The organism is Pseudomonas syringae group sp. 26L6, assembly GCF_032587815.1.
Taxonomy (GTDB): domain Bacteria; phylum Pseudomonadota; class Gammaproteobacteria; order Pseudomonadales; family Pseudomonadaceae; genus Aquipseudomonas; species Aquipseudomonas amygdali.
Genome location: NZ_JAWHPJ010000053.1, coordinates 40437 through 54567, shown reverse-complemented (window position 1 = coordinate 54567; position 14131 = coordinate 40437). Strand labels below are relative to the sequence as shown.

Annotated in this window: 11 protein-coding genes and 1 pseudogene; 7 read left to right on the top strand and 5 right to left on the bottom strand. The window is 59.4% G+C overall.

What is annotated here, in order from left to right; genetic code table 11:
• Positions 1–39: 39 nt before the first annotated feature.
• The 5 genes from RYA97_RS20480 to edd form a co-directional block, all read right to left on the bottom strand.
• The gene (locus tag RYA97_RS20480; RefSeq protein ID WP_005745826.1) at positions 40–1326 is read right to left on the bottom strand and encodes an ABC transporter substrate-binding protein; all 1287 of its coding nucleotides are present in this window, start codon (positions 1324–1326) and stop codon (positions 40–42) included.
• Between the two features lie 169 nt (positions 1327–1495).
• On the bottom strand, positions 1496–2902 hold the full coding sequence (locus RYA97_RS20475; RefSeq protein WP_004666131.1) for an ATP-binding protein: 1407 nt from the start codon (positions 2900–2902) through the stop codon (positions 1496–1498).
• A gap of 61 nt (positions 2903–2963) precedes the next feature.
• Positions 2964–3701: a response regulator gene (locus RYA97_RS20470; RefSeq protein ID WP_004656016.1), complete on the bottom strand. Its 738-nt coding sequence runs from the start codon at positions 3699–3701 to the stop codon at positions 2964–2966.
• A gap of 50 nt (positions 3702–3751) precedes the next feature.
• On the bottom strand, positions 3752–4717 hold the full coding sequence (locus RYA97_RS20465) for a glucokinase (RefSeq protein ID WP_004656014.1): 966 nt from the start codon (positions 4715–4717) through the stop codon (positions 3752–3754).
• Positions 4714–6540, bottom strand: coding sequence for a phosphogluconate dehydratase (gene edd, locus RYA97_RS20460; protein ID WP_004656012.1), 1827 nt, complete (start codon positions 6538–6540; stop codon positions 4714–4716). The genes RYA97_RS20465 and edd overlap by 4 nt, the downstream gene beginning before the upstream one ends.
• A 219-nt stretch (positions 6541–6759) precedes the next feature.
• Between edd and gap the strand changes: the two genes are divergently transcribed.
• The 7 genes and pseudogenes from gap (at position 6760) to RYA97_RS20425 (ending at position 13761) form a co-directional block, all read left to right on the top strand.
• Positions 6760–7761 (top strand): type I glyceraldehyde-3-phosphate dehydrogenase, encoded by a 1002-nt coding sequence (gene gap / locus RYA97_RS20455; protein ID WP_005778146.1) that lies wholly within the window; start codon positions 6760–6762, stop codon positions 7759–7761.
• A 113-nt stretch (positions 7762–7874) separates the two neighbouring features.
• Positions 7875–8392 (top strand): annotated as a pseudogene (locus RYA97_RS20450) (RNA polymerase sigma factor).
• Between the two features lie 59 nt (positions 8393–8451).
• Positions 8452–9417 (top strand): FecR family protein, encoded by a 966-nt coding sequence (locus RYA97_RS20445; RefSeq protein WP_005778143.1) that lies wholly within the window; start codon positions 8452–8454, stop codon positions 9415–9417.
• A gap of 121 nt (positions 9418–9538) precedes the next feature.
• Positions 9539–12118, top strand: a complete 2580-nt coding sequence (locus RYA97_RS20440) for a TonB-dependent receptor (protein WP_316893012.1) — start codon at positions 9539–9541, stop codon at positions 12116–12118.
• A gap of 118 nt (positions 12119–12236) precedes the next feature.
• The gene (locus tag RYA97_RS20435) at positions 12237–12851 is read left to right on the top strand and encodes a biliverdin-producing heme oxygenase (protein ID WP_005778138.1); all 615 of its coding nucleotides are present in this window, start codon (positions 12237–12239) and stop codon (positions 12849–12851) included.
• Complete coding sequence (locus tag RYA97_RS20430) at positions 12848–13306, top strand: YbaN family protein (RefSeq protein WP_005778136.1); 459 nt, start codon at positions 12848–12850, stop codon at positions 13304–13306. The genes RYA97_RS20435 and RYA97_RS20430 overlap by 4 nt, the downstream gene beginning before the upstream one ends.
• 98 nt (positions 13307–13404) lie before the next feature.
• Entirely contained in the window at positions 13405–13761 is a 357-nt protein-coding gene (locus tag RYA97_RS20425) for a DUF5064 family protein (protein WP_005778135.1), read from the top strand.
• Positions 13762–14131 lie beyond the last annotated feature (370 nt).

Below are 14131 nucleotides of genomic sequence, written 5' to 3'. Positions count from 1 at the left end.
CAGCACCACGAACTGCGGGCACAGGCGGTTCAGAGAGAGTTACTGGGCCGATTTGACCGCAGTGGCCAGCTTCTTGGCTGTCGCTGCAGGATCAGCTGCCGGGTCGTTGATGTAGTTGGTGACTACATCAAAGAAAGCACCCTGCACCGCCAGCGTAGTGGCCATGTTGTGCGCCATGCTCGGTTGCAGGCCACCGGTCTTCGAATCGGCCAGGAAATCCTTGGCAGCGGTTTGCGCACACGAGTCGAAACCGTACTTGCTCATGTCGGACAGCATGTCCTCACGAACCGGGATCGAGCCCTTGTTGATGCTGAAGACTTTCTGGAAGTCCTCGCCCATCGCGACCTTGGCCAGATCCTGCTGTGCGGCAGTGGTGCCCTTGTCTTTCTGCTTGAACACCGCCAGCGAGTCGATGTTGTAGGTAAACGCCTTGTCGGTGCCAGGGAAGGCTACGCACTGGTAATCCTTGCCGGCGACCTTCTTGGCTGCGGTCCATTCACTCTTGGCCCAGTCACCCATGATCTGCATGCCGGCCTTACCGTTGATAACCTTGGCAGCTTCCAGGTTCCAGTCCTGGCCCTTGCCATCGGCATCCATGTAGGTCGCGACTTTCTTGAGCTCCGTGAGGGACTTGACCATGCCTTCACCGGTCAACGCGTCCTTGTCCAGATCAACCAGGGCCTTCTTGTAGCCATCAGCGCCCATGACCGAGAGCACAACGGCTTCGAAGACAGTGCTGTCCTGCCACGGCTGACCACCGTGGGCGAGCGGGATGAAACCGGCTTTTTTCAGCTTGTCGCCCGCAGCGTAAAATTCTTCGAGCGTGGTGGGTGCCTTATCGATACCGGCTTTCTTGAAGACTTCAGGGTTGATCCACAGCCAATTGACGCGGTGAATATTCACCGGCACTGCTACGTAATCACCGTCGTACTTCACGGTGTCGGAGACCTTCTTGTCCAGCAGCGAGTCCCATTTTTCGGCCTTGGCGACGTCTTTCAACGCGTCCGTATCAAGCAGACCGGTAGAGGCCCATTCCTGAATGTCAGGCCCTTTGATCTGGGCAACACCTGGCGGGTTACCGGCAACCGCACGGCTCTTGAGCACGGTCATGGCGGTGGAACCGCCACCGCCGGCGATGGCGCCGTCCTTCCAGACAAAGCCGTCTTTTTCGACCTGCGCCTTCAGAACATCGACCGCAGCCTTTTCGCCACCCGACGTCCACCAGTGCACAACTTCTACAGTGCCTTTGGATTCAGCGGCAGTAGCGCTCAGAGGGAACAACGAAGCGAGAGAGATGACAACAGCGAGACGTGACATGGAATTCATCGAATTGACCTTTCTTGTTGTTATGCATGAGCAAGTCTGATGCTTGCGCTTCGTGGGAGTCTAACCAAGCCTGAAGCGCCGACAGTAACGAAGGGACGCGCAATTGTCACAGGATGGTGACAATTGAAATCCCGGTGCAATCGCTAGCTAAAAGCCACTGTGCAGCGCGTCATTCCGCAGTTCTCGGCAAGTACAACGTTACCCGCAACCCACCCTCACGCAGGTTCTGCAGGCTGACTTCGCCACCGTGACTGTGGGCAATGTTGCGCGCGATACCCAGGCCCAGACCGTAGCCCTGCTGCTGATTGCCTGCCAGACGGAAATGCGGTTCGAAAACGTGTTCGAGACGTTGTTCGGGCACACCAGGCCCTTCGTCATCGACATGCAGGACGAAAGCCGTGGCGTTATCCTCGACTTTCAGATGAGCGCGATGGCCATATTTAAGGGCATTGTCGATCAGGTTGCCCATGCAGCGCCGCAGCGCCAACGGCTTGCCGGGATAGGCAGCCTGAGCCTCGCCTTGCTGGGTGACACGTCCGTCGCCTTCAACATTCAGCCAGGGCTCGACCAGGCAATCAAGCAGTGCATTGAGGTCCACCGGCTCGATGTTTTCATGAATATCGGTATCTTTGACGCACTGCAGCGCGCCTTTGACCAGCAATTCCAGTTCGTCCAGATCGCGGCTGAATTTACGCTGCATGTGCTCATCTTCCAGCAGCTCGACACGCAACCGCAGCCGGGTGATGGGCGTGCGCAGATCATGCGAGATGGCACTGAACAACTGACCCCGTTCGGTCAGGTAGCGGCTGATACGGGTGCGCATGGCGTTGAACGCACGGCTGACCTCGATCACCTCGCTGCCGCCGCCCTCGACCACCGGCTCGACGTCCGCGCCCAGTGACATGTCCCGTGCGGCCCGCGCCAGGCGTTTGAGCGGCCGGCTCTGCCAATGCACCAGCAAACCGATGAACAACAGCAAAAACATGCTGGTCAGGACGATGAATGAAACCTGCTGAAGGGGCAGCTCCTGCTCCTCCAGCGAGGTGTAGGGCTCAGGCAGCAGAGAGGCAATGTAAAACCATTCACCGGGCGCCATTTCGATTTGCGTAACCAGCACCGGCGGGTTCACCGGTTCAAGTGTCAGCGCGTAATGCGCCCAGGAACGCGGCAGTTCATCGAGCTTCAGGCCGCTGTTGAAAATACGCAGCTCATCGGGCCGCGCAAACCATACGGTGATGTCCGGCCCATTGCCCAGACGCTGGCGCAATACCTCGCCCACCACGTCCAGCACCGCCTGCTTGCGAGGCGTGGGCTGCATGATTTGCATATCCAGCGGGTGATCGTTGAGCGAGACGACGAAACGGGTCCCGCCCATACTGCGCAGTTGATCCAGCACCATGGGCCGGTAGGCCAGCGGCAATGAGCGAAAGTAACTGACACTGGCCGCCATCGAGTACGCGAGGCTGCGCGCGCTGGTCACCAGCCCTTCGGTCTGTGTGGCGCGCAACTGTGACAGCCAGATCACACTGGACAGTGTCTGAGCCAGCAGAACCGCCAGTAACGTCAACAGCAGCATGCGCCCCAGCAATGAGCGCGGCAGTGGCAGGCCGGTTCTTTTCGCTCCTGCCACCGGCGAGTTAATAGCCGTTGCCCGCTTGCGAGTTGACGTTCGCGGCCAGCAGATAACCACTGCCGCGAATGGTGCGGATCAGGCGCGGCGACTTGCCAGTATCGCGCAGACGCTGACGCAGCCGACTGACCGCCATGTCGACGATCCGCTCCAGCGGCATCAGCTCACGCCCGCGTGTGGCATTGCCGATAGTGTCGCGGTCGAGAATCTGCTGGGGGTTGTCGAGAAACAGCTTGAGCAGCGCAAAGTCGGCACCGGACAGAATCACTTCTTCGCCGTCATTGTGAAACAACCTGTGACTGACCATGTCCAGCCGCCACTCATCGAACAGAATGACATCGCCGCCAGGACGCTCCTGACCGAACTGGGCGCGCCTCAACAGTGCCTTGATACGCGCTTGCAGCTCACGCGGGCTGAACGGCTTGCCCAGATAATCATCAGCGCCCAATTCCAGGCCGATGACCCGATCGGCTTCGTCCGAACTGGCGGTCAACATGATGATCGGCACATGCGGCTGGCGCGGATGCTGACGGATCCATTTGCACAGACTGAAACCGTCTTCATCGGGCAGCATCACATCAAGGATCAGCAAATCACTGGGTTCTTCGTTGAAGGCGCGGCGAAAATCAGCGCCATCACCCACCGTGCGCACCTGAAAACCGGCACGACTCAGGTAGGTGTCCAGCAACTCGCGAATCTCCTGATCGTCATCCACCAGCAGGATCGATTTACTGACTGAACTCAAGTTGAGGCGTCCTTGTTTGACGGTGAATCTTTGTTGTTATGGGATGCTGCTCAGATCTGCGAACCGAAGGCCTGTTGCAGAGCGACGCCTGAGCCCATCAGGCCAGGGTACTCGGCGGTCACCAGCCAGACCGGCAGGTTCTTGAAATAGTCGCTCATCACGCCCTTCTCGGCCATGGCGCGCTTGAAACCGCTGTTGATGAAGAACTCAGTGAAGCGCGGCACCACGCCGCCGACAATGTACACGCCGCCCAGGCTGCCCAGGGTCAGCACATTGTTGCCCACCACCCTGCCTAGAAACACACAGAACTGCTCCAGCACGGCTGCGGCTACCGGGTCGCCCGCCAGCGCTGCCGAGGTGACAGCCGCAGGCGACTTGAGCACTGGCTCGATATCGTCCAGGGCGCAACTGACCTGATAGAGCAACAGCAAGCCCGCGCCACTGAGTACCACTTCAGCGCTGACATGCTCATGCTCAGCCATCAGGCGTGTCCATAACAGGGCCTCGCGTGCCGTGCCGATTGGCAGGTCAGCATGCCCGCCCTCGCCCGGCAGCGCCAGCCAGCGACTGCCGTCAAGCTTGATCAGCGTACCGATGCCCAGCCCGGTACCCGGCCCGACCACCACACGCGGCCGATCCGGCTTGCCAGCGCCAGGGCAAACCGTCAGGTATTCATCTTCCTTGAGCCGGGTCATGCCCAGCGCCATGGCGGTGAAGTCGTTGATCAGCAGCAGGTGATCGACTTTCAGGTCAGCGCAAAATGCCTCACGGCTCAACCGCCAGTGACTATTGGTGAACTGGAAAAAATCGCCATCCACCGGTCCGGCAACGGCCAGGCATACGTGGCTGATATCACCGCGCTGCAATTCAAGGTCCTGCAGATAGACTTCGATGGCCTTTTCCGGGCCGGCGTAGTCAATGGTCGGGAATACCCGGACAGAATGCAGCGTGTCGTCTTCCCAAATGGCAAAACGTGCATTGGTACCGCCTATATCACCGACCAGGGCCAACTTCACTTGAGCGTCTCCAGACTAGAAGTAAAGGCGCTGGCACCCTGCTCTGCGGAGCTGAAGGCCATGCGCATGAATCCAAAGAGCTCGCGACCACAGCCGACACTGTTGTCGATCTGGTTGATGGCCGGTTCTCTGGCGGCCAATTCTGACGCTTCGACCAGAACTTGTAACGTGCCTTTTACGCCATCCACACGGATCACATCACCATCGCGCACCAGTGCCAACGGGCCACCATCAAACGCTTCAGGGCAGACATGAATGGCCGCCGGGATTTTTCCCGATGCGCCCGACATACGTCCGTCGGTGACCAGCGCCACCTTGAAACCACGGTCCTGCAGAACACCCAGAAACGGCGTCATCTTGTGCAACTCGGGCATGCCGTTGCAGCGCGGACCCTGGAAGCGCATCACGGCGACGAAATCGCACTCCAGTTCACCGGCCTTGAACGCATCGGCCAGCTCCTTCTGATCCTGAAAGACCTTGGCTGGCGCTTCGACGATCTGATGCTCCGGGGCCACGGCAGAGACTTTCATCACCCCGCGGCCCAGGTTGCCCTCCATGACCCGCAAACCACCTTCCGGCGAGAACGGACGGGCGACCGGACGCAAAATGTTTTCATCAAGGCTTTCAAGCGGTCCTTCGCGCCAGACCAGCTTGCCATCCTCCAGGAATGGCTCTTTGGTGTAGCGGCTCAAGCCGTAACCGGCCACGGTATTGACGTTTTCGTGCAACAGACCGGCAGCCAGCAACTCACGGATCAGGAACGACATGCCGCCCGCCGCCTGGAAGTGGTTGATATCGGCTTTGCCGTTGGGGTAGACGTGACTCAGGGTTGGCACCACTTCCGACAGGTCGGCCATGTCCTGCCAGGTCAGTTGAATGCCCGCGGCCTGGGCAATCGCCGGCATGTGCAGCGTGTGGTTGGTCGAGCCACCTGTCGCGTGCAGGGCAACGATGGAGTTGACCAGCGAGCGCTCGTCGACGATTTCGCCGATCGGCATGAAGCTGCCGCTCTGCTTGGTCAGACGCGTCACCTGGTGAGCCGCTTCGGCGGTCAGTGCATCGCGCAGTGGCGTGTAGGGATTGACGAACGAGGCACCGGGAAGGTGCATGCCCATGACTTCCATCAGCAGCTGGTTGGTGTTGGCAGTGCCGTAGAAGGTGCAGGTTCCCGGACCGTGATAGGACTTCATTTCCGAGTCGAGCAACTCTTCACGGCTGGCCTTGCCTTCCGCGTAACGCTGCCGTACGTCGGCTTTTTCCTTGTTGGAGATACCTGAAACCATCGGTCCGCCCGGCACGAAGATGGTCGGCAGATGACCAAAACGCAGTGCGCCCATCATCAAGCCAGGGACGATCTTGTCGCAGATACCCAGCATCATCGCGGCGTCGAACATATTGTGTGACAACGCAACTGCCGTGGACATGGCAATCACTTCGCGACTGGCAATCGCCAGCTCCATACCCGGCTCACCCTGAGTCACGCCATCGCACATGGCAGGCACGCCGCCGGCAAACTGACCGACCGAACCAATGTCACGTAAAGCCTGTTTGATCTGGGCAGGAAAGTGTTCGTAGGGTTGATGCGCCGAGAGCATCTCGTTGTAGGAGGAGACGATTGCCACGTTGGCGGCGTTCATCAGACGCAGGCTTTGCTTGTCTTCCGGCCCGCAGGCAGCGACGCCGTGAGCAAAGTTGGCACATTGAAGCTTGCCGCGCATCGGGCCATCGCTCGCTGCGCCGCGAATCAATTGAAGGTAGCGCTGACGGGTATCGCGACTGCGGGCGATGAGTCGCTCGGTTACTTCAAGGACGCGGGGATGCATGTGATGAACTCCAGGCTAACGTCTAAGGTCACCCGTAAAGACGGTTCCGGTTTTCGAGCAGTGACGGGCGGGGAGCAGAACCCTGATCTCGATCAACCGGGAGGGCCTTTCAGGCTTGTAGTTGTAGATAAAACAAAATATTGCCACTAAAAAGGCTTGTTTTCTATTTCTATGAGAATAATCTTGTAATTCCAACAACAAATTCAGAAGGACGGCTGTATGACTCTTCGTATCGCAATCAACGGTTTTGGCCGCATCGGCCGCAACGTCCTACGCGCACTGTATACCCAAGGCTACCGCCAGGACCTGCAGGTCGTCGCCATCAACGATCTTGGCGACAGCGAAATGAACGCACACCTGCTGCGCTTCGACACCGTACACGGCCCTTTCAGCGGCACGGTCGAGTGCGACAAGGATAGCCTGACCGTCAATGGTGACCGTATTTCGGTCAGTGCCATTCGCAATCCGGCCGAGCTGCCGTGGAAGGCGCAGGACATTGATGTAGTGTTCGAGTGCACCGGCCTGTTCACCAGCCGTGACAAGGCCGCAGCGCACCTTACTGCCGGTGCCCGCAAGGTCATTATCTCCGCACCGGCCAGCGGTGCCGATGCCACCATCGTCTATGGTGTCAACCACGACACGCTGCGTCAGTCGCACCAGATCATCTCCAGTGCATCCTGCACCACCAATTGCCTGGCCCCGGTCGCCCAGGTACTGCACCGTGAACTGGGGATCGAAAATGGCCTGATGACCACCATCCATGCCTACACCAACGACCAGAACCTGATCGATGTCTATCACACCGATCCGTACCGCGCCCGCTCGGCGACGCAGTCGATGATCCCGAGCAAGACCGGCGCTGCCGAAGCAGTGGGCCTGGTACTGCCGGAGCTGGCAGGCAAACTCACCGGCATGGCGGTACGCGTACCGGTCATTAACGTTTCGCTGGTCGACCTGACCGTGACCCTGAAGCGTGAAACCACGGTCGATGAAGTCAACGCGCTGCTGAAAGAAGCCAGTCAGCATTCCAAAGTGCTGGGCTACAACGCCCTGCCGCTGGTTTCCCACGACTTCAATCACAACCCGTTGTCGTCGATTTTCGACGCCAATCACACCAAGGTCAGTGGCAGGTTGCTCAAGGTACTGTCGTGGTACGACAACGAATGGGCGTTCTCCAATCGTATGCTCGACAACTGCCTGGCACTGCACAACGCCGAGTAAATTCAGCGTCGCAGTGGGCAGCAGCGTAAGATAATTATTTACAGATGCAGGCTTGACCCGACCAAAAGATGAGAAGCATTATCATTTGCTCACATCTCTGGTCGGGCCTCTCTGTGTCGCAGTCACGCTTCAACGATGTCTTTCTGGCCCAGCGCCCGGTTCTGCTACGCACCCTGCAACGCATGGTCGGCACCAAAACGCTGCCGAAGACCTGCTTCAGGAAACCTGGCTGCGCGTCAGCCGTGCATTGACCGAACACCCCGTCGACCACCTTGAACCCTTCGTCTTTCAGACCGCCCGCAACCTGGCGCTGGATCATTTGCGTGCGCGGCGTATTCATGGCCGGACCATGCTCGAAGATGTCTCACCCGACCAACTCGAAAGCGTCGTAGCCCAGATAGGCTCGCCTGAGGATGCTGCGCATGCCAAGCGCCTGCTTGAAAACCTGAGTGCCAGCCTGAGTACGTTGAGCCCGCGTCAGCAGAAAATCTTTACCCTCAGCCGCCTCGATGGCCGCAGTTATCTGGAAATCGCCGAGCAGCTTCAGGTCTCCGCCAGTACTGTCCAGAAAGAACTGAAACTGATCATGGCCATCTGCGTAGGCGTCCTCTCAAGACTTGACCCGCCCTGAACCCTGCCGCACGCTGCCAGACTCTTATCGATACAGTTTCAGGATTGCCGAGGAACACTGTGGCCCCGAGAACCGAACGCCCGCACGCGATTGCGCAGGACGTGTTGAGCAATGCTGCAATGGATCAGGCACTGACCTGGCTGGTCGAACTGGAAGGCGCAGACGCCACCAGGCTTGCCCGTTTTCAGGAATGGCTGAACGCCGATCCGGAACACGCACGCGCCTTCGATAAGGCCCGGACACTCTGGAATTCACAGCCGGTTCAGCACGCCGCCGAAAGCATCGCGCAACCCCGCAAGCCATCGGCGTGGCAACGTGTCCGTGCGCAATGGAAACCTCTCGCCACTGCAGCGGTGTTGCTGTTGGGGCTGTTCAGTTTCAGCAATCTGCCGCTGCGCCTGCAGGCCGATCACCTGACGATAATCGGTGAGCGCCAGCGCCTGGAACTGGCAGACGGCTCGAAAGTGCTGCTCAACACCGACTCGGCGTTCTCCAGTCAGATCGGTGAACAGCGGCGCTCTGCTCGCCTGCTGCAAGGCGAGGCATTCTTCGATGTCAGTTCCAGAGCGGGCGTGCCACTGGAAATCGAAGCCGGACCAGTGCGCATGAGTGCCAACAGCACCGAATTTTCCGTGCGTTATCTTAACGGCGTTGCCCAGGTGCAAGTGCAGCGCGGCGCTGTCGACGTGCGTGCCACACGCGGCGACTCCAGCGTCAGCCTGGGGGCCGGAGAAAGCGTTCGCGTGGGGCCTGCTGGCTTCGGGCATCGTGAAAAGCTTGACCCGCTCAGGGATTTCGCCTGGGTGCAAGGTCGACTGATCTTCGATAACCGCCCGCTGAGCGAAGTGCTGACCGAGCTGCGTCGTTACTATCCCGGCTGGATCATCAGCACCAACCCGCAACTGGATCGTGTGGCAGTGACCGGCAACTATCGCCTAGACAACCCGCTCGACGTGGTGCGGTCGCTGGCACAGATCACCTCGGCAAGCCTTCACGAAATGCCTGCGCTAGTGATTCTCAACTGAAGCAAAGTTTTTTTACTCGATAGCGACTGCCCGTTCGTCTAGTTATAGCAAATGCAACTGATTCTCATTTTGAAACGGTTTGTAAACACTATAACGAGCAACACCCCAGGGAGCGCTACCGATGTCATCCACGTTCACGCCTGCCGCCCAACCACACGTACGGCTCACGCTATCTCTGCTGACACTTGCAGTGCTGGGCGCCAGTCTACAGACGGTCAACGCCAGTGCTGCCAGTGAAAGCACCCAGGCGGCACGTTCGGCAGGCACCTACAACTTCTCGATTGGTCAGCAATCGCTGGTGTCGGCACTCAATGAATTCAGCCGCATCACCGGCTGGCAGGTGGGCGTGTCATCGGATCTCGCGCAAAATGTCACCTCCCAGGGTGCCCGCGGCAACCTGAGACCTGCGCAGGCGCTGGACACCCTGCTGGCCGGCAGCTCGCTGAGCTATCGCAATCTGGGCAACAACAATGTAGTGCTGGAAAGGCGCACCGCAACCGCCGGCGTCTTGGCCCTCGATCAGATCACCGTCAGCGCCACGCGTCAGGCACAGGATGTCGCCACGGTACCAAGCACCGTCAGCGTGCATTCCCGTGAAGAACTGGACCGCAGCAACGTCAACACCATCCGTGATCTGGTGCGCTACGAGCCGGGGGTTTCGGTGGGCGGCGCAGGCCAGCGCGCAGGCACAACCGGCTATAACATCCGCGGCATTGACGGCAACCGGATACTGACTCAGGTCGACGGCGTGGAAGTCCCCGACAGCTTTTTCACCGGTCCTTATGCGCAGACCCATCGTAACTATGTCGACCCGGAGATCGTCAAGCGCGTGGAAATCCTCCGCGGTCCGGCCTCGGCCCTGTACGGCAGCAGCGCAATCGGTGGGGTGGTCAGTTATTACACGCTGGACCCGGATGACATCATCAAGCCCGGCAAGGATGTCGGCGCACGCCTCAAGACCGGTTACAGCTCGGCAGACGAAAGCTGGTTGAACTCGGCCACTGTCGCAGGCCGTCAGGGCGAGTTTGACGGCTTGCTGCACGTGAGCCAGCGCAATGGTCATGAGACCGAATCCTATGGCGAAACAGGTGGCACAGGCCTGAGCCGCACCGAAGCCAACCCTGAGGATGCGCGCAGCACCAACGTGCTGGCCAAGCTGGGCTGGAATTATACCGACGGTTCGCGTCTGGCTCTGGCCTACGAAAAATACAAGGACGACCGCGACAGCAACCTGAAAAGCGCAGTCGGTGGGCCGTTCACCAACGGCAGCGGGCTGGGCATGTATCAATCGCGCGAGGGTAACGACACCATCACCCGCGAGCGCTTCGGGGTCGAAAACAGCTTCGCCGTCGATAGCCTGCTGGTCGACAACCTCAAGTGGAGCCTGAATTACCAGACCGCAAAGACTGATCAAAGCACCCGGGAGCGGTACTTTCCGTTCTCCCGAGATGTCATTCGTGATCGCGACACGCACTATCAGGAAAAGCAGTGGGTATTCGATGCCCAACTGGACAAGGCATTCTCTATCGCCAGCACGGACCATGTGCTGACCTACGGTACGACGGTAAAGCAGCAGAAAGTCACCGGGCTGCGCAGCGGCAGCGGGACCTGTGCACGCGTATTCGGCTCCTGCCGCGTGGTCGGTGCAGACAGCCCGAGCGACCGTCTGGCCGCGACGAGCGATTTCCCGGACCCGACCATCACCAGCTATGCGCTGTTCGCCCAGGATCAGATCAGCTGGAACGACTGGACCTTCATGCCCGGCGTGCGTTATGACCACACCACACTCGACCCGAAGTTCACGCCAGAATTTCTCAGGTCGGTCAGCCTCGCCGACCCCGGTCAGGGCAACGACGAAACGCGGACATGGCATCGCTTGTCGCCCAAGTTCGGTGTGACTTATGCACTCAGCGACGCCTACACCTGGTACGGCCAGTATGCCGAAGGTTTCCGCACACCGTCGGCCAAGTCACTTTATGGACGCTTCGAAAACCCGACGGCAGGCTACGTGGTTGAGCCCAATCCGAACCTGGAGCCGGAAACCAGCAAAAGCTATGAAACCGGTTTACGCGGTCGCTTCGAATCCGGCTCGTTTGACATCGCGGTGTTCTACAACAAATACCGTGACTTCATCAACGAGGACGCCATCACCCCCGGTTACAGCGAACTCACGTTCCAGTCCAACAACATCAAGCACGCAACCATGAAGGGCGCGGAATTCAAAGGGCGCATCAATCTCGACAGCATCGGTGCGCCAAACGGTCTCTACAGCCAGGCATCGGTTGCCTACGTGCAGGGCCGCAACAACGATACAGGCGAGCCAATCAACAGCGTCAACCCGCTGACCGGTGTGATCGGCCTGGGCTATGACCAGAATGACTACGGCGGCCTGCTGAGCTGGACGCTGGTCAAGCGCAAGAATCGCGTGGATGACAGCAATTTCCACACGCCGGACGGCACCTCCAGTCAATTCAAGACCCCGGGCTACGGCATTCTGGACCTGAGCGGCTACTACAAGGTCAGCAACGATGTGACCGTCAATGCGGGTCTGTACAACCTGACCGACAAGAAATACTGGCGCTGGGATGATGTGCGCGGCTACGACGGCGTGGGCGAAGCTGGTGTGACGGCGCCCGCTAATCTGGATCGCCTGACCCAGCCGGGACGCAACTTCAGCGTCAACGTGGTGTGGGACATCTGAACCCGAAAGTAGCGTAAAACCCGTCGCCGAGTAAATCGGCGGCAGGCTTTTTTTTACGCTTTCGGGTGCAGCTATTCGTCTATTCAACAAGCCCCCTTTTTCAGCAAGGAAGAACTCGATGACCCTTGATCAGAACCGACCGACTCTGCGTTCGCAACGCCTGAGCCAGATCACCCACGCGCCACACGAACAGCTCGACAAGGCGGTCAAGGCACATGCGCCGTTTGAAACCCTGGCCAGCTACGCTCGCTTCGTGGTTGCTCAATACCTTTTTCAGACGGAATTGCAAAGCCTGTACAACGAGCCCGCGCTAGGGGCGATCATCAACGACCTGCCGGCCCGCTGCCGCGCAGAACAGGCCGGAGCGGATCTTGCCGACCTGAACATGGACCTTCCCCTGCCGGTGGCTGGCGCAATACAAACGCCGAGCACCGCAGAAGCGCTCGGCTGGCTATTTGTCTCCGAAGGTTCCAAGCTGGGTGCTGCATTCCTGATCAAACGTGCCGAAGCCTTGAACCTGAGCCACAGCTTTGGCGCCCGGCACCTGAGCGAGCCTGCCGGAGGCCGCGCAGCAGGCTGGAAGACCTTTGTCAGGACGCTTGACGGGCTGTCGCTGACCGTCGAGCAGGAAGCAGCACTTGATCGAGGTGCCATTGCCGCATTCGAGCGTTTCAATGTCCTGCTGCAACACGCCTACGCCGATGCCCCGGTTGCAGACATGGCACAGGCATGAAAAAACGCCCGGTGCTGTTAAGCTGGCCGGGCTCCCCGAACCTGCCTGTAGAGACCATGACGTACAAACCACCCGGCTCAAGACTCTCGCGCCTTTTATACGGCATCCTCGCCTATGTCGCCCTCGGCATCGGCATTGTCGCGATCTTCATTCCCGGCTTGCCGACCACCGAGTTCATTCTGCTGGCGGCCTGGGCGGCGACACGCAGCTCGCCGCGCCTGAATGCCTGGCTGGAAAACCATCGTGTGTTCGGGCCGATTCTGCACAACTGGCGCAACGGCAGACTGGTCGCCCGCAAGGCCAAGATCAGCGCCACCATCAGCATGCTGGTCTGCGCCGTGGTGATGTTGAGCCTGATCGGCCACGCCTGGTGGCTGTACCTGGCGCTCACCGGCATGGCGCTGGGTAATCTGTGGATATGGTCGAGGCCGGAACCGGGCAAGATCGATCGTTGAACGCCGGCATGATGCGAGCGGCACCCTGCACGAGGCTGAACCGTACGGTCGCGAGGAGTGTCAGACTGAGCACACTCACCACTTGATGGAGTCACTTCATGTATGAGCCAGGCCATCTGCACCTCACCCACGTGGCGCTTCAACCGTCGGATATCAGCTATGACATCCACTTGCGCTACAACGTGGTGGAAGATCCCAAGCAAGGCACGTCCATGCACTTCACCATGCAAGGCGAAATCAACGGCAAGCCGTTCGAAGAGCAATTCCAGCTGCCCCGTGACCTAGCGTTCAACTTCGCACATGACGCCAGTCGCATCGCGATCAGGCACGGCTTGCCCAACTCGGCCGCACTGCCCATCGCCCAGCACAAGGACTACGACCGAATGTTCGCGGACATTCGCGACAAACTCCACGCCAAGTCAGGCGACCCGGTCAAGCCGGAGCATCTGGAGTAAGCGCCAGGCTCCTCTTGGCAACGGAAGCACGAGGTCCGGAGAACACTCTCGTGCCCATGCTCCGCGTGGGTATGCCGTTCCGGACGCTCTGCGTCCTCTCCTGAATAAACAGCATGGCGTAAATCCATGACGCAGAGCGTCAAGAACGGCATTCCCACGCTGGAGCGTGAGGAACGATAGATGTACGGCAGAACACCAGCGTGCAGTAGCGTGAGGAACGACGCTCCGCAGAACACCATCGTGCCCATGCTCCGCGTGGGTATGCCGTTCCGGACGCTCTGCGTCCTCTCCTGAATAAACAGCGTGGCGTAAATCCATGACGCAGAGCGTCAAGAACGGCATTCCCACGCTGGAGCGTGAGGAACGATAG